This is a genomic window from Acetanaerobacterium elongatum, assembly GCF_900103835.1.
In the GTDB taxonomy this organism is placed as follows: domain Bacteria; phylum Bacillota; class Clostridia; order Oscillospirales; family Ruminococcaceae; genus Acetanaerobacterium; species Acetanaerobacterium elongatum.
This window is the reverse complement of record NZ_FNID01000018.1, coordinates 22,012-47,369: the sequence shown is the minus strand read 5'-3', so window position 1 is coordinate 47,369 and position 25,358 is coordinate 22,012. Positions and strand designations below refer to the sequence as shown.

At 47.3% G+C, this 25,358-nt stretch carries 26 protein-coding genes, 1 tRNA gene and 1 pseudogene; 6 read left to right on the top strand and 22 right to left on the bottom strand.

Going from position 1 to position 25,358, the window contains the following annotated elements; translation table 11 throughout:
* The first annotated feature begins 173 nt into the window (after positions 1 to 173).
* Positions 174 to 1,247 (top strand): A/G-specific adenine glycosylase, encoded by a 1,074-nt coding sequence (gene mutY / locus BLR50_RS08060; RefSeq protein ID WP_092640375.1) that lies wholly within the window; start codon positions 174 to 176, stop codon positions 1,245 to 1,247.
* A gap of 134 nt (positions 1,248 to 1,381) precedes the next feature.
* On the top strand, positions 1,382 to 3,322 hold the full coding sequence (locus BLR50_RS08055; protein ID WP_092640373.1) for an NAD(+) synthase: 1,941 nt from the start codon (positions 1,382 to 1,384) through the stop codon (positions 3,320 to 3,322).
* Between the two features lie 79 nt (positions 3,323 to 3,401).
* On the opposite strand, the gene BLR50_RS08050 is transcribed toward BLR50_RS08055, so the two are convergent.
* Positions 3,402 to 5,033 (bottom strand): SulP family inorganic anion transporter, encoded by a 1,632-nt coding sequence (locus tag BLR50_RS08050; protein ID WP_092640371.1) that lies wholly within the window; start codon positions 5,031 to 5,033, stop codon positions 3,402 to 3,404.
* Between the two features lie 240 nt (positions 5,034 to 5,273).
* Here BLR50_RS08050 and BLR50_RS08045 point away from each other — a divergent pair, with 240 nt between their 5' ends.
* Positions 5,274 to 5,768 (top strand): HD domain-containing protein, encoded by a 495-nt coding sequence (locus BLR50_RS08045; RefSeq protein ID WP_092640369.1) that lies wholly within the window; start codon positions 5,274 to 5,276, stop codon positions 5,766 to 5,768.
* A 60-nt stretch (positions 5,769 to 5,828) separates the two neighbouring features.
* Here the strand turns inward: BLR50_RS08045 and BLR50_RS08040 are convergent, their stop codons facing one another.
* The 3 genes from BLR50_RS08040 to BLR50_RS08030 form a co-directional block, all read right to left on the bottom strand.
* Positions 5,829 to 6,185 carry a hypothetical protein gene (locus BLR50_RS08040; protein WP_092640367.1) on the bottom strand — a complete coding sequence of 119 codons (357 nt, stop codon included), beginning with the start codon at positions 6,183 to 6,185 and terminating at the stop codon, positions 5,829 to 5,831.
* Positions 6,186 to 6,214: 29 nt separating this feature from the next.
* The gene (locus BLR50_RS08035; RefSeq protein ID WP_092640365.1) at positions 6,215 to 6,706 is read right to left on the bottom strand and encodes a DUF4358 domain-containing protein; all 492 of its coding nucleotides are present in this window, start codon (positions 6,704 to 6,706) and stop codon (positions 6,215 to 6,217) included.
* Between the two features lie 96 nt (positions 6,707 to 6,802).
* The gene (locus BLR50_RS08030; protein ID WP_092640363.1) at positions 6,803 to 7,696 is read right to left on the bottom strand and encodes a GDSL-type esterase/lipase family protein; all 894 of its coding nucleotides are present in this window, start codon (positions 7,694 to 7,696) and stop codon (positions 6,803 to 6,805) included.
* An 824-nt stretch (positions 7,697 to 8,520) separates the two neighbouring features.
* Between BLR50_RS08030 and BLR50_RS08025 the strand changes: the two genes are divergently transcribed.
* Both BLR50_RS08025 and BLR50_RS14715 read left to right on the top strand, forming a co-directional pair.
* A tRNA-Thr gene (locus BLR50_RS08025) sits at positions 8,521 to 8,596 on the top strand.
* 142 nt (positions 8,597 to 8,738) lie between these two features.
* Positions 8,739 to 8,882 (top strand): annotated as a pseudogene (locus BLR50_RS14715) (sigma factor-like helix-turn-helix DNA-binding protein); the annotation flags it as partial.
* Between the two features lie 211 nt (positions 8,883 to 9,093).
* On the opposite strand, the gene BLR50_RS08015 reads toward BLR50_RS14715, so the two are convergent.
* From BLR50_RS08015 to BLR50_RS07940, 16 genes are all read right to left on the bottom strand, one after another.
* Positions 9,094 to 9,324 (bottom strand): hypothetical protein, encoded by a 231-nt coding sequence (locus tag BLR50_RS08015; RefSeq protein WP_143008069.1) that lies wholly within the window; start codon positions 9,322 to 9,324, stop codon positions 9,094 to 9,096.
* Positions 9,325 to 9,407: 83 nt separating this feature from the next.
* Positions 9,408 to 10,031 (bottom strand): dihydroxyacetone kinase subunit DhaL, encoded by a 624-nt coding sequence (dhaL, locus tag BLR50_RS08010; RefSeq protein ID WP_092640357.1) that lies wholly within the window; start codon positions 10,029 to 10,031, stop codon positions 9,408 to 9,410.
* Positions 10,032 to 10,070: 39 nt separating this feature from the next.
* Positions 10,071 to 11,078, bottom strand: coding sequence for a dihydroxyacetone kinase subunit DhaK (locus tag BLR50_RS08005; protein ID WP_092640355.1), 1,008 nt, complete (start codon positions 11,076 to 11,078; stop codon positions 10,071 to 10,073).
* Between the two features lie 39 nt (positions 11,079 to 11,117).
* Complete coding sequence (locus BLR50_RS08000) at positions 11,118 to 12,290, bottom strand: iron-containing alcohol dehydrogenase (RefSeq protein WP_092640353.1); 1,173 nt, start codon at positions 12,288 to 12,290, stop codon at positions 11,118 to 11,120.
* A 72-nt stretch (positions 12,291 to 12,362) separates the two neighbouring features.
* A complete protein-coding gene (locus tag BLR50_RS07995) occupies positions 12,363 to 13,112 on the bottom strand; it encodes a CoA-transferase subunit beta (RefSeq protein WP_092640351.1) in 750 nt (249 codons plus the stop codon).
* Positions 13,113 to 13,124: 12 nt separating this feature from the next.
* The gene (locus BLR50_RS07990) at positions 13,125 to 13,937 is read right to left on the bottom strand and encodes a CoA transferase subunit A (RefSeq protein ID WP_092640349.1); all 813 of its coding nucleotides are present in this window, start codon (positions 13,935 to 13,937) and stop codon (positions 13,125 to 13,127) included.
* Between the two features lie 67 nt (positions 13,938 to 14,004).
* The gene (locus BLR50_RS07985; protein WP_092640347.1) at positions 14,005 to 15,336 is read right to left on the bottom strand and encodes a CoA-disulfide reductase; all 1,332 of its coding nucleotides are present in this window, start codon (positions 15,334 to 15,336) and stop codon (positions 14,005 to 14,007) included.
* Positions 15,333 to 16,442: an extracellular solute-binding protein gene (locus BLR50_RS07980; RefSeq protein ID WP_092640345.1), complete on the bottom strand. Its 1,110-nt coding sequence runs from the start codon at positions 16,440 to 16,442 to the stop codon at positions 15,333 to 15,335. Before BLR50_RS07980 ends, BLR50_RS07985 begins: the two co-directional genes overlap by 4 nt.
* A 165-nt stretch (positions 16,443 to 16,607) precedes the next feature.
* Positions 16,608 to 16,868 (bottom strand): EutN/CcmL family microcompartment protein, encoded by a 261-nt coding sequence (locus tag BLR50_RS07975; protein ID WP_092640343.1) that lies wholly within the window; start codon positions 16,866 to 16,868, stop codon positions 16,608 to 16,610.
* 25 nt (positions 16,869 to 16,893) lie between these two features.
* Positions 16,894 to 17,550, bottom strand: coding sequence for a phosphate propanoyltransferase (locus tag BLR50_RS07970; protein WP_242871717.1), 657 nt, complete (start codon positions 17,548 to 17,550; stop codon positions 16,894 to 16,896).
* A gap of 111 nt (positions 17,551 to 17,661) precedes the next feature.
* Complete coding sequence (locus BLR50_RS07965; RefSeq protein ID WP_143008071.1) at positions 17,662 to 17,934, bottom strand: BMC domain-containing protein; 273 nt, start codon at positions 17,932 to 17,934, stop codon at positions 17,662 to 17,664.
* 313 nt (positions 17,935 to 18,247) lie between these two features.
* Positions 18,248 to 18,544, bottom strand: coding sequence for a BMC domain-containing protein (locus tag BLR50_RS07960; RefSeq protein WP_242871716.1), 297 nt, complete (start codon positions 18,542 to 18,544; stop codon positions 18,248 to 18,250).
* Between the two features lie 37 nt (positions 18,545 to 18,581).
* Positions 18,582 to 18,860, bottom strand: a complete 279-nt coding sequence (locus tag BLR50_RS07955; protein ID WP_092640335.1) for a BMC domain-containing protein — start codon at positions 18,858 to 18,860, stop codon at positions 18,582 to 18,584.
* A gap of 14 nt (positions 18,861 to 18,874) precedes the next feature.
* A complete protein-coding gene (locus BLR50_RS07950) occupies positions 18,875 to 19,195 on the bottom strand; it encodes a BMC domain-containing protein (protein WP_092640333.1) in 321 nt (106 codons plus the stop codon).
* Positions 19,196 to 19,249: 54 nt separating this feature from the next.
* The gene (locus tag BLR50_RS07945; RefSeq protein WP_092640331.1) at positions 19,250 to 20,674 is read right to left on the bottom strand and encodes an aldehyde dehydrogenase family protein; all 1,425 of its coding nucleotides are present in this window, start codon (positions 20,672 to 20,674) and stop codon (positions 19,250 to 19,252) included.
* A gap of 87 nt (positions 20,675 to 20,761) precedes the next feature.
* Positions 20,762 to 21,706: a class II aldolase/adducin family protein gene (locus BLR50_RS07940; RefSeq protein ID WP_092640329.1), complete on the bottom strand. Its 945-nt coding sequence runs from the start codon at positions 21,704 to 21,706 to the stop codon at positions 20,762 to 20,764.
* Positions 21,707 to 21,975: 269 nt separating this feature from the next.
* On the opposite strand from BLR50_RS07940, the gene BLR50_RS07935 reads away from it, so the two are divergent.
* Positions 21,976 to 22,752, top strand: coding sequence for a DeoR/GlpR family DNA-binding transcription regulator (locus tag BLR50_RS07935; RefSeq protein WP_092640327.1), 777 nt, complete (start codon positions 21,976 to 21,978; stop codon positions 22,750 to 22,752).
* Positions 22,753 to 22,939: 187 nt separating this feature from the next.
* On the opposite strand, the gene mtnA is transcribed toward BLR50_RS07935, so the two are convergent.
* Positions 22,940 to 24,034, bottom strand: coding sequence for an S-methyl-5-thioribose-1-phosphate isomerase (gene mtnA / locus BLR50_RS07930; RefSeq protein ID WP_092640325.1), 1,095 nt, complete (start codon positions 24,032 to 24,034; stop codon positions 22,940 to 22,942).
* A 53-nt stretch (positions 24,035 to 24,087) separates the two neighbouring features.
* Entirely contained in the window at positions 24,088 to 25,311 is a 1,224-nt protein-coding gene (mtnK, locus tag BLR50_RS07925) for an S-methyl-5-thioribose kinase (RefSeq protein ID WP_092640323.1), read from the bottom strand.
* Positions 25,312 to 25,358: the final 47 nt, after the last annotated feature.

The following is a 25,358-nucleotide window of genomic DNA, read 5'->3' as shown; positions in this document are numbered from 1 at the left end:
TGCCTGCATTATGGATATTGTTGCCGAAGGCGTTTTAAAAAATTCACTGCGCTGATAGAAGCCTTGTAAAATGAAAGCTCCTAAACCTGCAGTAATTATGGTATAATTGCTTTAAAAGCAATATGGTATGCGGTATATTACTGACACTTACTATAGGAAGAATTGTTTAATTTATGAACAAACCACTATTGAATACAATCGTAAACCCCTTGTTAAGCTGGTACTACAGCTCGGCACGGGTACTGCCGTGGCGGGATAACCCCACGCCCTACCGTGTATGGGTATCGGAGATCATGCTGCAGCAGACAAGGGTGGATACGGTTTTGCCCTATTTTGAACGCTTTGTCGCTGCTTTGCCTGATATTGCGTCACTGGCTCAGGCTGATGAACAGCAGCTGCTGAAGCTCTGGGAGGGTTTGGGCTACTACAGTCGTGTGAAGAATATGCAGAAGGCTGCCCTTACTGTGATGAAGCTGTATAACGGCAAGCTACCCGCCTCGTTTGAAGCGTTAAAGGAGCTGCCGGGTATCGGGGCGTATTCGGCGGGGGCAATTTCTTCTATAGCGTTTGGGCTGCGCTTTCCGGCAGTGGATGGCAATGTGCTGCGGGTAATATCGCGCATTACTGCGAGTGCCGATGATATTACCGATATTCCGGTTAAAAAGCGCATTGAGCAGCAGGTAACTGAAATTCTGCCAACCGAAGCTGTGGGGGACTTTAACCAGTCGCTGATGGAGCTGGGGGCCACTGTCTGCCTGCCGAATGGCGCACCGCGTTGCGATATCTGCCCGCTTAAACACCTTTGCCTGGGCTTTGAGCATGGCATTGCCGCCGAGTTACCCGTAAAGACTGTAAAAGCTGCGAAACGGGCAGAAGCTAAAACGGTGCTGGTAATGGTGTGCGGCGATAAGCTGGGGGTAACAAAACGCAAAAAAACCGGCCTCTTGGCCGGTATGTGGGAGCTGCCCAATATTGACGGAGCTCTATCTATGGAGGAATGTATTACGGTGGTAAAAGACATGGGCTTATCTGTTAATGAGATTCAGCCGCTTACGGAAGCAAAACATATCTTTACACATATCATGTGGAATATGATGGGCTATCTTTTACAAGTGAACGAAGCCAGAAATGACAGCATTACATGGGTAAGCCCGAAGGATTTAAAGGAACGGATGGCGCTGCCGACGGCATTTAAGGCGTATATACGGCATTATTATGCTTATCTTAACAGTAATACAGGACGGTAGGTTTTCTCTAAAACTATGGGCATGTCAGGCGATGCCAGCTGATTGATAATCATGCTGAAACATGCTACAATACTTTCCAACAGAACACATTAAGAACTTTAACGGCGCTTTGTACGAAAGGTATGATAATATAGATGAAACATGGCTTTATTAAAGTGGGCACGGCTACCCCACATATCCGCGTAGCCGACTGTGACTACAACACACAACAGATTATAGCTCAGATGAAAGAGGCAGCAGCGCAGGGGGTAAAGCTGCTGGTGTTCCCCGAGCTTTGCATTACCGGATATACCTGCGGCGACCTGTTTTTGCAGAATACGCTGCTCGCAGAGTGCTTGAATGCTATTGAGGATGTTTGCAATGCCAGTGCGGGGATGGACATGCTTACCATTGCAGGTGCACCTGTTTTGCATGACGGTAAACTTTTTAATACCGCAATCGTGTTTTATAACGGTGTTATTCTCGGTGTAGTGCCAAAGACAAACCTGCCTAACTATAGTGAATTCTATGAGCAACGCCATTTTAGTGAGCCCAACGGCTTTACCGATACCATTACACTCTTTGGGCAGGAGATTCCCTTTGGGGCAAAACAGTTGTTTGTTTGCAGTGAACTGCCCGAGTTTTGCCTTGGCGTTGAGATTTGCGAGGATATATGGGTGCCTGCTCCCCCGTCGCAGGTGTTGGCACTGGCCGGCGCAACGGTGATTGCAAACCTTTCGGCCAGCGACGAGACCATCGGTAAGGATAACTACCGCCGCGCCCTGGTATCGGGGCAGTCGGCAAGGCTACTGTGCGGTTACCTGTACGCCGATGCGGGAGACGGTGAATCCTCTACCGATATGGTGTTTGCGGGGCATAACCTGATTGCCGAAAACGGCATTATCTTAAAAGAAAGTCGCCTGTTTCAAAACGGGCTGATTACAACGGAGCTGGATGTCGGGCGTTTAAGCTACGACCGACGCCGCATGACCTCCTTTCCGTTTAGTAACGGAGGCTGCCAGAAGGTGTTTTTCAGCATGCCGCCAAAGGAAACCACGCTTACCCGCCCAGTTGACCGGCACCCGTTTGTACCTTCCGCCAGATTTGACCGCAACAGCCGCAGCGAAGCGATTCTGTTAATGCAGTCTCAGGGGCTGAAAACCCGGCTTGAGCACTCAAAAAGCAAAACGGTTGTGGTTGGTATTTCCGGTGGGCTGGATTCTTCGCTTGCCCTGTTGGTAGCTGCTCGCGCCATGGACATGCTTGGCCGCCCGCACAGCGATATTGTGGCAGTAACCATGCCCTGCTTCGGCACCACCAAGCGCACCAGAAGCAATGCCGAACAGCTATGCATGGTACTGGGAGTAAACTTTAAATGTGTTGATATCACCGAATCGGTAAAGCAGCACTTTGCCGACATCGGACATGATATTGATAACCACGATGTGGTGTATGAAAATGCGCAGGCCCGTATCCGAACGCTTGTATTGATGGACCTGGCCAACCAGACCGACGGAATCGTTCTGGGCACCGGCGATCTTTCGGAGCTTGCCCTCGGCTGGGCAACCTATAACGGAGACCACATGTCGATGTACGCCGTGAATGCCTCGGTACCCAAAACGCTGATACGCCATATCGTGCGCTTTGCCGCGGATACCGCGGAGGATGAGCAGACGAAGCAGGTGCTGTATGATATACTGGATACGCCGGTAAGCCCCGAACTGCTGCCCGCCAAGGACGATAAGATTACGCAGGAAACCGAACAGTTGGTAGGCCCATACGAGCTTCATGACTTCTTCCTTTATTATGTAGTGCGCTTCGGGTTTTCGCCAAGTAAGGTGTTCCGCTTGGCTGCCTATGCATTTAATGGCGATAAACCTGATTCATCTGATGATGAGTCGGGTTATGACCGTGAAACGATACTAAAATGGCTCAGGGTATTTTATACCCGTTTCTTCGCACAGCAGTTTAAGCGTTCCTGCCTGCCGGACGGCCCCAAGATCGGTTCGGTAACCCTTTCACCTCGCAGCGACTGGCGTATGCCCAGCGATGCATCGGTGGCGCTTTGGCTAAAGGAACTTGATACCCTGAAATAAACTACCGCCCTCTGCTTGCCAAACGGCAAACAGGGGGCGGTTTTTCAACCTGTTCTAAATTAAGGAGCGGATACCCTAACTAGTTGCTTGCGATGTGAGAAAGCACCTTATCGGTGCTCCAGAAGAAGCGCTCCTGCCCGATATTTTCGGTGAGGCCGCAGCGGTCAAACATCTGCGCCACATTGGGCTGCACACAGGAAAAGTAAACCGAGGTTTCGCTGAGCGAAAGCCGCGTGCACAGCTCCGAAAGCCCCTGCACGCCGGACATATCCGCAAACGGCACACCGCGCATTGAGATAATGATGATATCCTTTTGGCTTAGCTCGTGCAGCTTATCCTCCAGCCTGCCGACCGTACCGAAATACAGCGGGCCGGTAAGGTAGGCAACCGCCGCATTTTCGAGCTGTTCGCAATCGCATGCGTCATCGGTGAGCCGTTTGTGGTCGATATCACTTATCGAAACCTGCATATCCGAAACCTTTACCACAAATACGGCTATGGAAAAGATAATGCCTATCAGAATAGCCAGCGTAAGATCGAACACCACCGTCGCGACCATGGTTATTAAGAACTGGGCGATGGCTGTTTTGAGGCGCTTGCTGAAGAAGCCCTTGATGACACCCCATTCATTCATGCGCCATGCCGTCATAATCAGTACGCCGGAGAGCGCCGAAAGCGGAATGGCCGACATTACCGGTGCTAAAAGGAACATAGAAAGCAGCAGCACCACCGAGTGAATAATACTGGTGAGGCGCGTCTGCCCGCCGGATTTAATGGCCACACTGGTGCGCGCAATCGCCGCTGTGGCGGGCACACCGCCCAAAAACGGGATGACCATGTTGCCAATGCCCTGCGCAATCAGCTCGCGGTCTGCGTCCAGCTTTTCATTCTTCATACGCCCAGCGCTTGCGCCGCACAAAAGGCTTTCAATCAACCCAAGTGCCGCAATACTGATGGCCGGAGCTATCAGGTTTTTAACGGCTGCCAAATCTATCTGAGAAAAGGAAAGACGATTATCTAAAAGCAGGCTGCGAGGAATCTCGCCTACTGCCGGAACATCAAACCGGAATATCAGGTTGGCCGCTGTCGCCAGGATAATCGCAAACAGCGAGCCCGGGAAGTACTGGTTGAGCTTTTTAGGGTACACCGCCATGAAGACAATCACCGCCGCACCGATGATGATACCGGTAAGGTTCGGCGACTGAGGTGTTGTAAAATAGCCCGCCAGCTTTTCGATGGTGGTTTCGCCCGAGGATACAAGCCCCGTGAGGTTGGGAATCTGCCCGAGCGCAATAATGATGGCAATACCGGAGGTAAAACCGGTGAGCACCGGCGCGGGAATAAACGAAACCAGCGCGCCCAGCCGAAGCACCCCGCACAAAATGAGTATGATACCCGAGATAAAGCAGGCGACAAATACGCCCTGCATCTTATACTGGGCAACCAGCGGCAGCAGAATAGCCGTCATGGCACCTGTGGGGCCGGAGATTTGATACGAGCCGCCGGAGAGCGCGCCGATCAGCAAACCCGCAATAATCGCGGTGATAAGGCCCGCTGCGGCATCTGCACCGCTGCTTACACCAAAGGCCAGCGCCAACGGCAGCGCAACCGCTGCAACCGTGATGCCTGCCAATACATCCTTGCCAAAGCTCTTGCCATTATAGCCCGAAAACTCTTTTTTTAATGCCCGTGCATAATTCTTTAATAACACAGCAAACCCACCCACGCGTAATTTCCAGCTTAAACACTCAGTTTTTCATTTTACTGCAACAACCAGCTGTAATCAATAAGAATTTCTGCATTTCATGCATATTAACAATACATTATATAAGCGGTTGATTATTTTTAGTAAGAAAAAAGAGAACCGTTATGGTATACTTAAGCTAAATTTTAGAAATCATAAAGGCTACACTAATGAAACAGCGTACCCTTGAGGAAGGATAAAAGGCACATGGAGAACATCAGCCAAATAATTAATAGCATGACAGAATACTATGCCGGAGACCCCAGAAGAATTAATCATTTTATAAAGGTTCATGAGTTTGCAAAAACCATCGGAGAGCTGGAGGGCTTGGATGCTCATACCCTGTTTACCCTGGAAGCAGCTGCGGTAGTGCATGATATCGGCATTAAGCTGAGTGAGCAGAAGTACGGCAGCAGTGCAGGCAACTATCAGGAACTGGAAGGCCCGCCTATTGCTAAGAAGATGTTAACGGAGCTTTGTATTGATGCCCAGGTTGTGGAAAGGGTTTGTTATCTGGTGGGACACCACCATACCTACGGCAATATCGACGGCCTTGACTATCGGATATTGGTCGAGGCGGATTTTTTAGTGAATATCTATGAGGAAAACCTATCTGCCGCACAAGCCAAGATGATCTGCAACAAATACTTCAAGACCAAAACGGGTATTACCCTGCTAAATCGAATGTATCCAGACAACTGAAAACGATAATGGCGCAACCGCATCGAACCGCGGCTGCGCCATTTATATATTGTATTTCAATTAAGCAAAACTGCCAAGCAGGTTAAGAATAAGAATGGTTGTTAAGGTTATGGAGAATAACCCGCTTAACACAAAATACCCCACCTTGGTTTTGGTTGAGCGGAAATGCTTTAAAAAGATTGAGGTAAAAATGATAAAAACTAAAAAGCCAATAATGTCCATTACAATATGGGCATCTACAACCTTTGCGGAGGAGATGGCGCCAATCCATCTCGAGATTGGGAAGCCAAGGATATGCATTGCGGGGACAGAAATCAGCGGGATAGTAGAAAGTGCGGATTTCGGCTTATGTGACCGCAGGAAAACAAAGAATATTGCAAGGATAATAATGGTGATGGCAATACATTCAACAATCACAGAAAGCCCCCCTTTCAGCTTTGAAACAGCTATTCAAACAACTTATTAAACGCATCCGCAGCCTTCTCACTGTCGGAGGCAGTAGTCATCATAATGTAAGTGCCGTTTGTAACGGTAACAGCCTTATCAAGCTTGGGGATTTCGGCGGGAACGTAATCTACAAACTTTTCGTGCAGGTCTTTTAGCCGGCTTTCGATAGCCTGTTTAGCTGCCGCAATATCGGATTCGTTGTTTACACGGATTACACAGATTTCATCAACCGCGCCACCGGTAGAACAAACGTAGACAGAAATCTCTTTTACAATGCTCTTATCAAGCTTATCGTACTGGTTGTACAGCACGTCATCCTTCAGTTCAATCAGATCGTCATAGGTGCAGGTCTGCATTAACTTATTAGCAATATCCTGAGTAGCCGGTGTTTTGCCGCTCTTGCCGCCCGAGCAGGCAGTAAGGGAAACCAGAACAGTCAGCACGGTTACAGCAAGAATAAGTTTTGTTAATAGTCTGTGGAACCTTTTCATATGTAGTATACTTCCTCCAGCGTTATATAATCTTTATAAGATGGTAGCATTTTAAATGCCACATTCTTCCCAATAATTTTAAAAATCAATGTTCCTTTACTTCTTGGCTGCCGTATGGGTACGCAGGTATTCAAACCATTTTTCATAGTACTTCTTACCGAAATGAATACCGTCCTTGGGGCTCGCCTCTGAAGGCAGGGCTCCGTTCTCGTCCTTCAAAGCCTCGCTTACATCAACGTAGTATACCTTTTTCTTCCCAGCCAAGGCGAGAAGATCGGCATTATAGCTGTTGATTTTAACATTTGTTATACCATAGGTGTTTTCCTTGCTCTGTTCATACGCCGAAGTAACCGGTGTGATTGGCTGTATGTAAATGATAGCGTTAGGATGCTGTGCAATAATGGCATCGAGCATCTTTTCATAACTGCTGATAAACGCTTCTTTCTCCATTCCAATGGCATTGATGCCCATCATAATATAAATCTTACTAGGGTTTGCGTTTTTTAGGGCGTCAATCATCGAGATTTTCTTGTCACCGCCGGATTTAATAACCTCTCGCGTGAGTGCGGTCGCAGGATTTATGCCGGTATAGGCAATCACCTTAGCATTTGACATAACACTATAGAGAGAGATACCGTCGGTAACTGAATCGCCAAAGAACACCGCGTCACTGAAGTATGTGTTGTCAACCCTTTCGCTCTCGGGCAGCGGGGTGCCAAATACCGTAGGCTGAGATGAACTTTGCGCAGAAGATGCCTCCTGCGAGGCGGCGGATGAATCAGTTAACTCAATATCCGAGATGACGTTTTCGGCACCGGCCGGCACAGCTTCGGAATCGGAAAGGCCGCTGTCGACTACCGATTTGCCCTGCAGTACAGCCGCCGTAAACGAACCCAAAGATATCAGTAAAAACAGCACTATAACAATTGGAAACCTTGTCCGTGGCTTATGTCTGTGCTTATACTTCCCCACCCGCATCACTTTGGGCATGTCCTACACTCCTTATGCGTCTTTACATCCACGTCTTATCGGCATAATCACCGTTTAATAAAGCCAATTCAATAACGGCCCGCCAAGGAGCATTCATTGCCCGTGGTTTATATGTAAAAACAATATCATCTTGTTTTATTTGTGTTCCCCGTAAGGGCAAAATATCTGCATTCAAAGCAAAAAGAGGTTGATATATTCCTTGCCTTTTTATTAGGTCGTTCAACAGACATCCAAGTAATATATTATCATAAACCGTTATAAAGTAAAATGATTATTTTCAAAATATATCAAATTTTTTATGGAAGTAACATATTGTAGATTATGGATTTGGTTTACATAATCGATATCCAGAATTGCATTTTAATAAAAAAACATCTTGACCAAAGCTTAAAAATTGATATAATAGTTTTTACGGGTTTTAGACGTTCAATTATAAATGCTAGTATGGCTCAGTCGGTAGAGCAGCGCATTCGTAATGTTTTTGGAAAATTGCATAAAACGTGATTCTGGTGCGGTTTTTTCGATGTATTTTAAGATTTTACCCTAATTTTTACCCTGACTAAACGCCTTTGATTCGTAATTAATAGGTCTGTGGCTGTTGATAAGGCTGGATACTTCAGAAACCACAAATTACAACCGAAAAGCAGTTAATGACACAATAAAACTGTGGTAACACCCACCCTCTCATATATGCTTCTGTGGTTCAGATGGTAGAGCAGCTGTTCGTAATCAGCAGGTCTGTGATTGTTGATAAGGTAGGATGAATTTTTAAGATATTGTGCTATAATAAAAACCGATGGCGTTAGCCCCACCCTTGTATACATGCTGGCATAGCTCAGTCGGTAGAGCAGCTGATTCGTAATCAGCAGGTCGGGTGTTCAAGTCACCTTGCCAGCTCCATTTAAGAGAAAATCCTTAGAATCGTAATGGTTCTAAGGATTTTTTACTGCTTACTTTTTAACCGTGAAAACTTCATTTTTGAATGGCAGTTTCGGACATTCATATACATGTATTGATATTTTCTTTGATCCATTTTTTGTGTTTGAGCTCACACGAAACTAATGTCCTTTTGCTACGCTTCTTTGCAGATAAAACACAGATGGAGGTAGCATCGGAGTTTGGAATCAGCCAAGCACAGGTTTTGCGCCTTGAAAAATGTGCACTTAAGATGATTGAAAAGCAGATTTATAAAATAGCAGCCCATGAAATGATTAAAATCATTCTATGGGCTGTTTTCCTCATTCATTCAACAATTTTCTTTTACTTTTGCTCCATATAAAAATTGGGAACAAATCATGCACGTCACCAAAACCAAAGAGGCTAAAATCTTACAAATTCTGTATCTCACTCTCAAATCCTCCAATGTCTATAATCTTAATAGTCTATTATTATAGTAATTAACCACAGGTATTGCTTTCACCAATTTTAATTTCGTGTTCTTCGCCTGTAAGTGCATTATAATATTCAGGAATAAGCATAGGAATATTTGCGCTGTCATCTGCATCATGGGTTTTGTTATAATAATCAATCCATTTAGGATTATCTTTATACCATGTAATTTCTACATTGGATTTCGGTTCAAAAGAAACCAACTCTTTATTAGAGTACAGACCGCTGACAAAGTCCAAGTCAGCGGTCTGTACTGCGAACCTAGGTTTGCAGGAGTTTTTGCAATGTAACCCGTATTATTGCTCGTTTTGAGATGTTAACATTAGCGAACGCTCTTATGAAAGGCCTTCATCATCAGCATTGCTACTGCAGCGCCGGGATCCAGCAGTTTTCTGGACTCTTCTCCCCTTGTGGCGGCCCTGCCATGCACGGCAAGAAGCTGATTGGTATGCATGAAGCCCTCTTCGGCGGCGTATGCTGCATCCGACGCCGCATGTTCAAGTGTGTCTTGATTCTTCGCCGACGCCTTTAGGGAAGCTACGGCGGGCGCAAGGCCGTCTAAGAAGGTTTTATCGCCCAGCTTGGCCTTTCCTCTTGCAGCAACACCTTCAAGGTAGGCATCAAATAGATTGGCGATGTCTGTCAGTGTAACCTCAGTTGTTCCCTTTAAAACCTTTCCCGCGTTCATAAATCCAGATGCCATCAATGTGCCCATGGTAGAAGGAACGGCAGTAGACATCGCCTTACCTGCGGCATAAAGAATCTTACCGATATCGTTATCATCCGTATCCTTTACGGCATTGTAGGCTGCAAGAAAACCATCGCTCATGGTTAACCCTAGGTCGCCGTCGCCAACAACACTATCTAACTGTATGAGATAATCCTTATTAGTCATCATTATATCTTTGAGATTTTCCAGCAACTTTATGATATAACCCTTATCCATCAAATTCATCCTCACTAAAGGTTTAATTGAGAGACAGTATTACTGCCTGAAGAACGGTGTGCAGGCAGGAGCTTCCATCAGCGCTTTCAGTTCAGCATCCAGCTTTAAAACCGATATGGAGATACCGGCCATTTCAATCGCTGTAGCATATTCGCCTACATAGAAGCGGTGAACCTTGATGTTTTTCTCAGCAAGATACATACTGATACGCCTTGTGACGATATACTGCTCGTCAAGCGGGGTTGCACCGAGGCCATTAACCAGTACATCCACCTCGTTGCCCGCGGTATACGGAAGGTCGGTAATAATCTTATCCAGCATTTCATCGGTAATCTGGTCGGCAGGTTCAATCTTACCATGCCGGATGCCGGCTTCACCGTGTATGCCCATGCCTATCTCCATCTCATCCTCGCCGATGCTGAAGCCCGGTTTGCCAACGCGGGGAACGGTGCATGGGGTAAGTGCTACGCCCATCGTTCTAACATTTGCTGCCGCTTTTTCGGCTATACGTTTTACCTCTTCAAGGGGCAGCATCTTATCGGCAGCTGCACCAGCGCATTTGAACACGAAAAAGATGCCCGCAACACCGCGACGGGTACTCTTTTCGCCGGGAGCGGAAGGCCCCGCAGAAGCAACATCATCGCCCGCTACCACACTCAGTACTTGAATGTTCTCTTCAAAATCGGCCATTTCGGCAGCCATATCGAAATTAAATATATCGCCGTTATAGTTTCCGTAGATATAAAGTACACCTGCACCGGAATCGATTGCCTTGGTTACCGCAAGCATCTGTTCCGCAGAAGGAGACTGAAAAACATCGCCAACCGAGCAGCCATCCAGCATGCCCTTGCCCACATAGCCGAGGAATAACGGAAGATGACCGGAACCGCCGCCTGTGGCCAACCCCACCTTGCCCTCTCTTTTGTTAGCAGTCACAAGGCAATGCAGATCATCCGCGGTATAGGTTATCAAGTCGGGGTGGGCAATGTAAAGACCTTCGAGCATCTCTTTTACGTAGTTTTCAGGCTTGTTGATGATTTTTTTCATGATTGTTATCCTCCTTATTCTGTAATTCTATAAGTAGTTTTACGCTATACCGTTGTATGCTTTTTCGTAAACGGCAATAATATCCTCAGCCGTGGGTTGAATGGGGTTTGCCGGCATACAGGTATCGGCTAACGCCAGCTTTGCAAGGGCAGAAAAATCCTCTTTCTTTACTTTATATTGTGCAAATCCGCTTGGAATACCCACCTGTTTGCATAGATTACGAATATACATAACACATGCTCTCATCGCCTCAGCGGCAGACATGCTTTTAGCTCCGTCAATCTCCAAAGCAAGTGCTATGGAAATAAACTTCTGCTGAACCTCAGCCGATTGGCCGTTATATTCCATTACAAAGGGCAACAGTATTGAGTTGCAGATTCCGTGCGGAAGGTTATAAAACCCACCCAGCGAGTGAGCCATTGCATGAACCATGCCGAGGCCGCCGTTGGAGAATGCCATACCTGCGGTATATTCGGCATAGGCCATCATATCGCGTGCCTTTACATCGCTGCCGTTTGCAACCGCTGTGGGGAGATAATCCTTAATCGTCTTAATACACCACAAAGCATCCTTATCGGTAAGCGGTGTAGACTGGCGGCAGAGTACTGCCTCAATAGCGTGTGTCATCGCATCCATACCGGTAGCCGCAGTAAGGCCTTTTGGCATCGAGAGCATAAAATCGGAATCGTTGATGGCAATGCTCACCATACAGTTCGGGTCTACCATTACCATCTTGGAATGGATTTTAGGGTTGGTAACCACATAGAACGAGGTTACCTCAGAGCCCGTGCCGGCTGTAGTATTGACAGCGACAATCGGAAGTGCAGGATTTTTCGATTTGTTAAGCCCTTCGTACTGCTCCACCTGACCACCGTTTGTTAATACAATACCTACCGCCTTGGCTGTATCAATTGCCGAACCGCCGCCAACCGCAACCAAAACATCCACCTTAAGCTCACTTGCGGCGTAGATACATTCATTGATGATATCCACCGTTGGGTTGGGCTGTACCCTATAATAGATGGCGTATTCAATCCCGGCCTTCAGCAGTTCGTCGCCCACACGCGCGGCAGTGCCGGATTCATACAAGAAATTGTCTGTAATAATCAGTGCTCTTTTAAGGCTGCGCTTTTTCAGTTCCTCCGGTAACAAGCTGATTGAGCCTTTTCCGAAAAAGCTAACCGCAACCGAGTTGACCCTATGAATGCCCATATGCTGTTTTTCCTCTCTACAGGCTGCGAAATTGGGGATTAAACAAGCAGCCCCAAGTTTATCGCATGAGCCTTAGAACTCTATGTTTCTGTAATCCTTCGGATCTAATCTTCTTAACAATGTAAGCTCCTGCTGGGTTGGAGGAGCGGTATATTCAACCTTGCTGTACTCCACCTTAAAAGAGGTGTTCTCTATTACCTCTTCGAGGCTCGACATCGGATGGATGGTATCCAAAACCAGTTTACCGTTCTCAAATTTAAAGATGCACAGTGGGGTGATAATCCGGTCGATATTGCCCCTGGTTGTAACAAAGTCCACCTTATCCACAAACGTTCTCTTGTCGTGCTTGGTGCGCCAAATGATGGCACGTTTTGCGGTGGGTATTAATACGGCACTTCCGGCACCGCCTGGCATACGTACCTTCGGCCTGTGATAGTCGCCGATAACCGAGGCGTTGACATTGCCGTTTACATCAAACTGTATGCCGCTTAAAAACGCCACATCCAGCTTTCCACGCATGGAAAGGTCAAACACCTCCGCAAGCGGAAAGTATGCTGAAGCATGATCCAAAAGCTCTGATCCTGCACTTGTATACTTCTGAAGTGCGGCCGGCTTAGGGTTAACGCCTCCGGGGATATTCAGATGTACGGCATCCGGTGCATGGAGCGCTTTTGCAAGCATTACCGCCAGCATGGGCATATGGGAGGATACCCCATGGAATACCGTTTCCTCGTTATTTATTAGCCTTGCCATTGCACAAACCAAGATATCAGAGGCACGATAATTCTGATTTGAAAGATTGGTGTTATTTATGTATGCCATATTCGCCCCTCCTTATCTTCCCCTGTCGGCAAGCTTGTACTGCTCAAGATAGGCTTCAAGTCCGCCCTTATCCTTGATTGCCTTAAATGTATCAAGGCCGCTGCGGTCAATATCATACCTTCCGGTACAGGAACAAGGAGCCGCACCCTTAGGGGCAAGCACAACGGCTGCCGTCATGAAATGAGGGATATCTGCCTTCTCGGACGAGAAGGAGAACTTGGTTACCGGTACGATGGTTTCGGCTGAAATGATTACCTTATCTGCCGCACGGGAAAGCAGGATGTCATCATACTTTGGCCCCGTGATTCTTGCGTTGCCGTTTGTATCGGCCTCCTGCACATGGATAATTGCAATATCGGGGCGGATGGCCTTAACTACAGTTACCTCTTCACCCGAAAAGGGATCGCGTATTCTGGTAAAATAATCGTTCACGGCAATAAGGTCGCTTACCTGCAGCCCTTTTACCGGCATAAACGGGATACCCGCGGAAGCAGCGCGCAGCGCAGATATTACGGTATAACAGGCATGTTCATTTCCCTTTACCGTTCCGCTTTGAACAGCCTTGCGGTAGTGCCCGGCAAGGGAATATTCCGTTTCATAGCTGATAAAACCGGCATCCACGCTGTAGGCGCATTCTGCCAGGCATAAGAGGTCAACATCCATCGCACCCGCGGTTTTTACAATACGCAGATTCTTTTTGCCCTGACGCGCCATTTCACGGATGATAGCCATAGGCGCTCGATGCAGCACATTGCCGCCTATCCCGACAGTTGTTCCGTCTTTTATCAGCTCCACAGCCTGTGTGAGGGACATAAGCTTATTCATCTATTTGGTATTCCTTTCTTACAGATTTTATGATGGTATTTTATATTGATATCTGTAAATATAGGCATTATTTCGCGAGGTTTGAGGCAATGTGAACCGCGTCCCATACCCCTGCGAAAGGCGGGGCGTAAACTAGGTCTACCATGCCCAGTTCGTCGGTTGACATTCCGGCATGAATGGCTACGGCGAAAACATCTATACGCATGACTGCACCTTTTTTGCCGCAAGCCTGTGCACCCAGCAACCTTCTGGTACCCTCTTCGTAAATCAGCTTAATAGTAACCGGCGTGGGATTGGGGTAATAGGCCGGATGATCATTCGCCTGGGCTATTACGGTTTTGTATTTTACACCAAGACGCTTGGCATCTGCTTCGCCCATGCCCGTGCGCCCCATCTCGATATCACATACCTTGATGGCAGCAGAGCCAAGGGCGCCCACAAACTTCTGGTGCCCGCCCGCGATATTGCCGCCCGCGATTCTGCCGCACTTGTTAGCTACCGTTCCAAGTGCCAAGAAGGAATCCTCCTCCATCACCCTGTTGTAAACCAATGCGCAGTCACCGGCAGCGTAGATATCCTCCACCGAGGTTTTCATCTCTCGATCGACGATTATTGCGCCGTTTTTCGCGGTTCTGATTCCGGTATCCTTTAAAAATGCGGTGTTGGGGCGTACGCCCACTGCGATAATAACAAGATCGGTATCATAGGTTCCTTTATCGGTTTCAACCTGACTTACCTTGCCGGAGCCTTTAAAGCCTTTTACTTTTTCACCGATATGCAGCTTTACCCCATGGTTTTCAAGTTCTTTCGCCGCGATATCAGAAAACTCAGTATCAAAGGGTGTAAGTATCCGGCTTGCTGCCTCTATCATACGTACATGCTTACCGATATTTAAAAAGGCCTCTGCGCATTCAACGCCGATATATCCGCCGCCTACGATGGTAACATTGTTAACCTCCGGCATTGCAGCAAATTCCTTTAAAAAGATACCGTCTTCCAGTGTTTTAAGTACATGTACTCCCATAAGTTCCGCGCCCGGAAAAGGCGGTACTATCGATGAAGCACCGGTGGAGATCATGAGCTTATCATAGCTTTCGGTAAAAAAGCTGCCATTCTTAATATCCTTAACAAGTATCTGTTTTTTTTCGGTGTCAACCTTAACAACCTCATGGTGCAGGTGTGTTTTGATACCGGCCTTGGTAAACTGTTCCTGCGTGCGGGCAATCATTCTTCTGTAATCATCGTTAAAATTACCCACATAATAGGGAAGCCCGCAAGCTCCGTAGGAGAGAAAGCCGCCCTTCTCGTACACAACAACCTCGGCGGATTTATCGGTTCTTGCAATCTTAGAGGCTGCCGACATACCCGCGGCAACACCGCCGATAACAACTACTTTCACGCCGTAAACCCTCCTTGCTCGTTGATTCTTTTCTGCGCATCACTCATCGCCACTTTGGGCGTTTTTTTACCCGAAAACGCAGCGGCAATCTCTTCATAGAATACCGCGTTTTTATCGCCTGCTCCCTGCTGATCCGGCAGTGGCTTGGAATTCTTGATCATATTCAGCTGGCAGGAATACCACGGGTACTTATCCTTACCCGTAAGGTAGCTGCGCTCGCGCACCGGCGCGCCGCTGTAAGCACCGGCTACCGCGTCAACCTCCGGCGAACGGAGGTAGCGCAGAAGCTCATTAGCCTCTTGCATGTTTTCACAGTGAGCGTTGATGGCAAAGGACCATGTTACATTCCAGGCAGTGCTGAAGGTTGCAAAGCCGAGGTTCTCGGGCTTTATACAATCCTTATTCAGCAGAGTGCCAAGTTGGCCGCTCCACGTTACCGCGGCGGCTGCCCTTCTATTTCTGAGCACCTGAGCAATCTGCTCGTTTCCAAAACTTTCGGTGCCTTCAAGCGCATACTTCTTCAGGCTGCAATAAACCTCGAGCCCTCTAATCACCTGCTCGCAATCGCATACAGCCTTGTGGGTTGCTCTATCATATACATCCTGCCCATTCATGCGCAAGAAGGGCAGGGCATCGGTAAATATCTCCGACGGATGTGCCTTCATGGCAATGGAGGGAACCTCGAAGGACGTGCAGAATACCGCATATTCCTGTGGAGTAATGATATCGCCGAAGCGTTTATCGGTCATGTCCTTACGGTAAACAATCATGTGACCGTCACAGAACGACGGTGAGAGATAGGCTTTGCCGTTATATTTCATTTCCTGCGCAATAGCAGGCAAAATATCTTCATCTTCAAATTCAATGGGGGCCAGATAACCCTTATCAACAAAATCACGCTTCCATAGGTGGCCGGCAACCATTACTGCGTCATAATAGGCCTTTCCCTTAAAAACTTCCATCATCGTGGTATAGTACTGTTCCCATGGGAACACATCAAACTCTACCCTGCGCCCAAAATTGCGCATAACCCCTAGTTTATCATCGATATAAACCAAAACAGCAGGATCAGCCACTGCCAAAACTTTTAGTGCCTTATCTTTCATAAAAGGTACCTTGCCCTTTCTTTAACCAGCCTTGAAAGATGATCTTAAATCTGACAATCTGAATAATAAGTACCTTTGCTTATAAAAGGGACTGTACTACTTAATGGGTATGCTTCACCCTATAAATGTCAGTCCCCATTTTGAGTTGAAACAATAGAACAAATATTACTTTATTTCCTGAGGAGGTGCGTCTACAATACCCACCACAAAAGCATCAATCGGAGCTGATTTGTCAAGTGCATACTGTGTGGTATTATCGGTAGTAATCAGCACCAGCTCGCCAATCCCTGCGCCAATGGTATCCGCCGCCACAAATATATTCGATTTATCCCCATAATAAGGTGCAATCAGCAGCAGCTTAAAGCCCACAAGGTTGCTGCACTTTCTTGTTGATACAATCGTGCCCTTAACTGTTCCTAGAATCATACCGAATACCCTTTCAGCTTCAATGTTATTTAATAATATGCAGGACCTGCCCCTGACGAATCAAGAAGGCGCTGGCATCGTCGGTGTCGATATGGCAGTCGAGCGCGTATTTGTCGCTAACACGAATGATTACATTGTGCAGTATTCCGCCCTTCTCTCCCTCTGCCAAAAGCTTCACCTTTTGACCATCCGCAACCCCATAAGCCACCGCATCAGCGGGTGTCATGTGTATATGCCGGTCGGAGATGATTACACCCTCGTCTATGGTGATTTCACCTTTGGGACCGGTAATGGTGATACCGGGAGTACCCTTCAGGTCGCCTGAGGTTCTGACCGGAGCGTTAATGCCAAGCTTTCGCATATCGGTGGCTGTAATCTCCACCTGTGTGGCACTGCGCTCCGGCCCCAGGATTCTCACCTTGGGAATCTTCCCCTTCGGGCCTGTAATATCAACGGTCTCTTCGGCGGCATACTGCCCGGGCTGGCTGAGGGGCTTAAGCTGATGCAGCACATACCCCTCGCCAAACAGGCGCACCAAATCATTCTTATTAAGATGAATATGTCGTGCAGAAACCCCGACAGGCACCTCTGTTTTAATGGAACTATACTGTTGCAGGCTTTCCAGTACCAGCTTCGTAACCTGTTCCACCGTTGCCTTATCACAGTTCATACGTATGACCATGCCTTTCCGGCGCCACAACCGAAGGTTTAAACGCCATGAGAATTGTGATACGGCATTGCCACGGGAGCAGTGAACTCCGGCGGCAATTTTAACGCCGTTACCTCAAAAGAATTACTTTATAAAAGGAAGAATCGCTGCAATGCTTGCGTGCGGTCTGGGAATTACATGAACCGCAACAAGCTCACCCAGCCTGGACGCGGCCTCCTGGCCAGCCTCGGTAGCTGCCTTTACAGCGCCTACGTCGCCCTGAACCATTACGGTTACGAGGCCTGAACCGATCTTTTCGGTACCTACAAGCTCTACGTTTGCGGCCTTGAGCATAGCATCCGCTGCTTCGATAGAAGCGGTTAAGCCTCTGGTTTCGATCATGCCGAGTGCCTGCATTCCGGTTTTAACGGCCTTGCTCTCTGCCTCTTTAGCTTCGTTATTAACTGCTGCCATAATTACACCATTCCTTTCCGGGGATTGTGTGGTTTCGGCTTCAGCCGAAATTTCGGTCATTGACCGAAAAGCACAAAACCCTAGTTTGAAAGATTTATCTTTCAAACTCTTTTCATTCTCACAGACAGACTTGTTACGAATTAAATTCCAAAGTCTTTTAAGCCTATTCGACATCTGTGAACCCCAGCTTTTCATTGGAGCTCCTTTAGTACTTATTACTGAATAAGTATTATTAGCTTACCGCATCGTATGGCGCCTATGCCCCCTGCTTAATTAAATTCAACAGCTTCAGTACTTCGGGATGCGGGTTGCTGATGGTTACGGCAACCTTCACATTCTTTTCACCCACGATGCTTCTTGCCTTGTTGGCGGCCTCTATTGCCGCGTTAACGGCAGAGGTTTCGCCTGCTACAATGCTGTGTACCATTCTTCCGCCGAGCTTTGTGTGGAAGCTGACAAGCGCCACATCAGAGGCCTTCAGCATTTCATCCAGTACAACAACGGAATTTGTGTAATAATTAACCTCAACAACTCCGATTGCGTTCTGTTTCAAGTTTTTCACGACCTCTTACACAAATTTCTCTGTTGAATTACTTAATAGCGGGAAGAATCTTGGCAACGTCGGTGTGGGGTCTGGGGATTACGTGAACTGCTACGAGCTCGCCAAGCCTTGAAGCTGCCTCCTGCCCGGACTCTGTAGCTGCCTTTACTGCGCCAACCTCACCCTTAACGATAACCGTTACAAGGCCTGAACCGATCTTCTCGGTGCCTACGAGCTCTACGTCTGCGGCCTTCAGCATAGCATCCGCGGCCTCAATAGCTGCTGTTAATCCTCTGGTTTCAATCATTCCGATAGCTGACATTTGTATTTACCTCCAAATTATTAATTTTTATTATTAAATTTAATTTTTGATATTTCTGAAAGCTTCTCTACCCCGTTGTATGGGTTTTCGATGATTGCGGTAATAATCTCACTTTCATCGTTGAAGCGGAGCGCTGCTTGCTTTGCTGCATCCAAAGCCGCCTTAACGTCGGAAACCGTCCCCTCGAACTTCACCTGTGTTGTTAGCGGTATGAACGCGCTGGTATCCTTTGGGTTGATGGTATCAATACCCAAAATCCTGATATCTGCTGTTTTGCACGCTTTATCCATGGCATACAGAATAGCTCCGTATCCGGCACATTCTAAAAATCCAATCGCCATAACAATAACCTTTCTTCCTAAGCCGAGGGTTTGTGCGGGTTCGACTTAAAGGGATTAGATAACGCGCAGGCCGCCGTCGGATAGCATGCACCTTCTGCGCCGTGTAAAGCTCTTTGCACAGGTAAGGCCCTCGCCGGTAGGCCCTGCAATGGTCATGGTTGCATAGCCCTCGCCGCCGATTCCTACACCGTTGAGTGTAGGCCCGTTCTTTACAAAGATGGTGGTCTCAATCTTTCTTGCAAAGCGTGTCATGTTGTCAACATTCTTTGAGAACATTGACGCGGTGTGGCGATTGCCAGACTCGGCAATGTACGCATACTCAATGGCCTCGTCAAGGTTTCTGCAGCGTACGATAGGAAGTACCGGCATCAGCTGTTCCACCATTACAAACGGGTGGTCGTGGGGAACCTCGCAGATAAGCAGCCGGGTATCAGATTTACCCTCCACACCGATTGCATCAAGCATCTTTCCGGCATCCTGCCCTACCCACTTCTTATTTACGTCGTACTTACCGTCGAATTTAAAAACAAGGTTTAAAATCTTCTCAAGCTGTACGCCGTTTAGCAGGTAGGCGCCCTCTTCCACCATGTTGTAGATGAACTGGTTTGCCACCTCATCCAGAACGAATACTTCCTTTTCCGCTAGGCAGAGGAGGTTGTTATCAAAGGAGGCACCATAGTAGATATCCTTTGCAGCCTTTTTAATATCTGCGGTATTATCTACGATAACCGGAGGATTACCAGCACCAGCACCGATTACCTTTTTACCGGAACGAAGCAGTGCGTTTACCATCGGCATACCGCCCGTACCCACCATCAGCCTTACCTTGGGGCTGGAGGAAATTGCCTTTACCGTATCCATGGTGGGCTCCTTGGCCATTGTAATCAGGTTTGCGGGCCCCCCGTTATCGATAATGGTTTTGTTGATAAGCCTTAAACAGTAAGCGCAGACATTCTTTGCGCTGGGGTGTACATTGAATACGACCGAGTTGCCTCCCGAAATCATACTAATGGTGTTGTTAATAATGGTTTCGGTGGGGTTTGTTACCGGAGTGATTGCACCGATAAGACCAAACGGAGCGTATTCCTCCAGCATTAGGCCACTGTCGCCGGAAATGGCATCGGTGGTTAAGCATTCAGGGCCTGGGGTATTATCGATAACCGCCAGATGCTTTTGAATCTTATCCTCGTAACGGCCCATCTTGCTTTCTTCCCTAACCATTCTGGCAAGGGTTTCGGCATTCTCTCTGCAAACCTTACGGATTGCCGCAATGATTCTTTGTCTGTCCTTCACCTGAAATTTGTCAAGATAGATCTTCTGAGCCTGATAAGCAGCTTCGATAGCGTCCTCTACATTCTCAAAAACACCGTAATCTCCTTTTGGGGAAGCGGGTGCATTCCCTGCAGAAACCTTGCTGAGATCAAGATTCTTGAGAACCTGCTCGACAATCATGCTTATTTCATTTACTGCAAATTCCATTTAATCATTCCTTTCCGGCGTACGCGCCGGAAAGGCACATACACCATGGAAAATTGCGATGCGGCTATGCCGCAGGAACAATCTTTCTTATTTGTTACCCGAGGAAATCTGCTCGGTTACCCTTTTAACTACCTCGCAGATAATCTCCTCTTTGGTTTTGCCCGTATCCGCTGCCGCAGTGGGGGGTTGAATAACCCTGCCCGTACATCCGCAGCCAATATCCTGGCCTTCTGATGCCTTGCCGGGACGAACCAGCGGCGTTACCCCCGCCAGCTGAACCTCGGGTTTGGGGCTTGGCACGGAGGAAACCACGTCTTGCGTGTTGGTGGCATTTAAGGTGCACGGAGGAATGCCGCCGCTGGAGATGCCGAGCTTCTGACGAATATTGATGAGATCATCAACCTGATTGCAGGAAAGCTCGTTGGCCTGGCCGATGATTCTTCCGATATACATTAAGATGGTTGCATAATACTCGATGGACTCCAGACGGTAAAACGCCTCAAAAACATCCTTGCCCCAGCTTAATGCGCCATGGTTGGCAAGCAGCACGCCATTGTGTGTTTTACAGTAGGGAGCAATGGAATCGGGTACCTCCTGTGTGCCGGGGGTGGCATAATGTGCGATGGGCACCGAACCAAGCTGAACAACCGCCTCGGGCAAAACCGCCCTGTCAAGGCTGATACCGGCTATCGCAAATGAAGTGGCCACCATGGGGTGCGCATGTGTTACCGCCATCACCTCAGGGTTCTCTTCATACACCCGCAGGTGCATCTTCAGTTCCGAGGACGGCTTGCGGTTGCCCATAATAACCTTACCATTTGTCAAATCAATCTTTACAAGCATATCGGGGGTCATAAAGCCTTTGGATACACCGGTGGGGGTGGCCCAGATGGTGTTTGGCCCTACCTTGCAGCTGATGTTTCCATCATTCGCTGCTACAAAGCCCTTTATGTACATTCGCTTGCCTATATCGATGATGGCTTTTTTTGCTTCGAAGTCCGACATATATTTTACGTTTTGAATAGTAATCATATCGAAATCTTCCTCTCCTCACTTTCTCTGAAATTTGTGATTGGTGTTTGATTTTGATGGCCGTATTTTTGTGAATTTAGCCTATACTTTGGTGTGCTTTTTTCTGCTTTTATTGTGTTTTGTAGTTTTTATGTGATTTTTGCTCAAAAAAATCTGCACTGATTATTTACTTCCCGTTAAAAACATGTAATAATAAATAAAAAGTGCGATTTTCTGTGTTTGCAAACACAAACTAACAGCAACATACTTTATTAAATCGGGGGTTCATTATGCTGGCAATAACAAGAAAAGCAAAAATCAAGGAAATTATTCTGGAGAAAAAAAGCGTTATCGTTTCGGAGCTTGCGGAGATGTTTTCCGTTACCGAAGAAACCATCAGAAGAGACTTGAAAGCGTTTGAAGATGAAGGCTTCCTAACCCGTACCTACGGAGGTGCTTTTATTCAGGACGGTGTTCAGAACGAGGTTGACCTTTCTGTTCGTGAAGCGGCTTATACCGAAAGTAAACAGCTGATTGGCCGAAAGTGTGCAGAGATTGTTCACAACGGTGATTCGATCTTTCTGGATGCCTCAACCACCGCAATGTTTATTGCGAAGGCCGTTTGCGAGATGCGCATTACCGTACTTACCAATTCGCTGAAGGTGGTAAACTTTCTGGCTGATTTTCAGAACATACACCTGATTACAATCGGCGGCCTCTTTGCCCCAAACAACATGTCATTTATCGGGCGCGGCGCGCTTCAGTCGCTGGATAACTACTTCGTTGATAAAACCTTTATGTCCTGCCGTTCACTTTCAAAAGAATACGGTATCACCGATTCCAACGAATCAATGTCTGAAATCAGGCGGAAGCTGCTGGTTCGCAGCAACAAGGTTTATGTAGTGGCTGACTATTCTAAGTTTGATAAAACCTCATTCTTGAACATATGTAACTTCTCTGATATTGACGGGCTCATCACCGATAAGCATCTGGAGCAGAGCTGGATTGATTTTTTGAATGAGAACAACGTTGCATATTATGAATGTATCAACAAAGCACAGCTATAAATTGAATGATAAGGCGAAGAGGTTATTGAATTGTAAAACTTCTTCGCCTTATGTAATCTCCTGATACTTATCACAATTATAAAAAGCCATACGAAATATATATTTCGTATTGAATAATCAAGCAGGAAGCTTCGATTGACGGCTTTTTACGAGAATTATTTAGTAAGGCTTTAGTGAGTGATTGGTATTATCTGGCTGCCTTTGCAGCCTCTTTTTTTGCGAAGATTTCTTTCAGCGATTCAGAATAAGGTGCTCTTGCAATACCATACTCGGTAATAATGCCGGCGATAAGGTCGTTATCCGTTACATCAAAGCACGGGTTAAACACCTTTACGCCTGCGGGAGCCATGCGGTTAGAATACCACATCTCAGTAACCTCTTCTGCGGGCCTCAGCTCGATATGAATATCGGCTCCGGTTTTGGTGTTAAGGTCAATGGTAGAGGTAGGAGCGCAGATGTATACCGGCACATTATAACGTTTCGCAACTGTGGCAACCACTGAGGTGCCGATTTTGTTTGCGGTATCGCCGTTTGCGGCAACACGGTCGCAGCCTACGAATACGGCGTTCACCCAACCGTTCTTCATTACAGTGGCAGACATATTATCACAGATCAGCGTTACATCAATGCCAGACTCATGCAGCTCATAGGCGGTAAGTCTTGCGCCCTGAAGCAGAGGCCTTGTTTCATCGGCAAACACCTTAAAGTTATAGCCTCTCTCCTGCCCCAAGTACATTGCAGCGGTAGCGGTGCCATACTTGGCGGTAGCAAGCTGACCGGCATTGCAGTGGGTAAGCAGGCCGTCACCGGGCTTTACAAGTGTTAAGGCGTATTCACCAATCTGCTTGCAAACCCAGATATCCTCTTCTTTAATAGCAACGGCTTCCTTATGAAGGATCTCCTTAACCTCCGCTACTGTTTTATCAGAGTTGGCCTTTGCCACATCATCCATGCGGTTGAGTGCCCAGAAAAGGTTTACCGCAGTGGGACGGGCGGATGCGAGATACTCCTTCGCCTTTTTAAACTGGGCATAGAAATCCTCGTAGGTATCCGCCTTGATTTCCTTCGCCGCAAGGTAGATACCAATTGCTGCCGCAACGCCGATGGCGGGTGCGCCTCTCACCTGCAGCAGATAGATAGCTGTCCAGATCTCCTTCTGGGTGGTGAGGGACAGTATCTCGGTCTTGTACGGCAGCTGTGTCTGGTCAATGATAACCAGTGCACTCTTTGCATCATCCAAGGCAACTGTTTCGTAATCCAGGATTGATTTTTTTTCACTCATTGTAATGATCCTTTCCTAAAGATACATGCTAGGTTTAATCTCTATTGCCGTTATTAGAACTTCGTAGCAACGGCTTCAATGGCCTTTCTGTAATCCTTGCCAGACTTGAAGCTGTCTCTGTTCTTGATGAACTCTTTTGCCAGTGTAATAACGATTCTTTCGGCTCTTGCACGCTTTTCGGTGTCGGGAATAGTGGTAATGTCCTTCACGTTGGCCATTCCCACGGTACGGCGAATGGCTTCTAGGCCCGCAACACCTGCAGTATCCGCAAGAACGGTACCAAGGTACCAATCCACAAAGCCTTCAGTTTTTGCCAGGATATCCTTCACGTTTGCCGCATAGGCAGCCTTGAATTTAACAATGAATTTATCTACAATCTCCTCAATTGTATCAACAATCCAGCCGCAGTAATCGGCACGCTGGGCAGGGTCTTCGATGGTAGCATCTGCATTGCACCATGCGAAGAACATATTTGCAATCACGTTACCAATATCGTAACCCATGGGGCCATAGAACGCGAACTCAGGGTCGAAGATAAAGGTGTGATCCTTGTTAATAAAGATTGAACCGGTGTGCAGGTCGCCATGGATAAGTGCCTGCGCGTTGTTCATGAATTCAAATTTGAGCTTTGCAGCCTCAAGGTGCAGCGCCTTATCCTCATACAGCTCTTTCTTCACAAACTCTGCATTCGCAGGGAATACGTTGTTTCGCTTGTTGTAATCGATGAAGGGCTCACTGTAAACAAGGTCTTCAGAAATCTCGCACAGGTCAGGGTTAATGAAGCTTTGTACGTTTGCCTTCTTCTCCTTGTGATTCATTACAATATCGGTAGAGAGCAGCAGGGTGTTTACCAGGAAGGTAGAGATATCCTCCGCAAAGCGCGGGAACTTCTCGTGCCTCATGAGTGCTGCACGCATGATGGTGTGCCCGATCATATCCTCCATGATCATTGCGCACATCACCTTGTCGTACAGATACACCTCAGGAACCAGCCCCGGTGCATAGGAGGCCTGTATGCCAAGAATCTTCGCTTCAATTCGGCCTCTATCGGTAGAGAGCTTCATCTCGGCAGATATTCTGGTCGCCTCACCGGCCTGTTTTACAATGATAGATTTTCCGGTGTTGGCATCTACCAGCCTGAATACATAATTGAGGTTACCGTCACCGATTTCCTTACACTCAAACTTGGCATCTGCCGGGAAAAACGAAAGCTTTTCCTGAACATACTCTGCAACATCATCGGTTTTTAACAAAAAGTATTTATCAAAACGCGACATAAACAGTCAATCCTTTCTCATAGTAGTGATTTATGCAGTTTGCCATA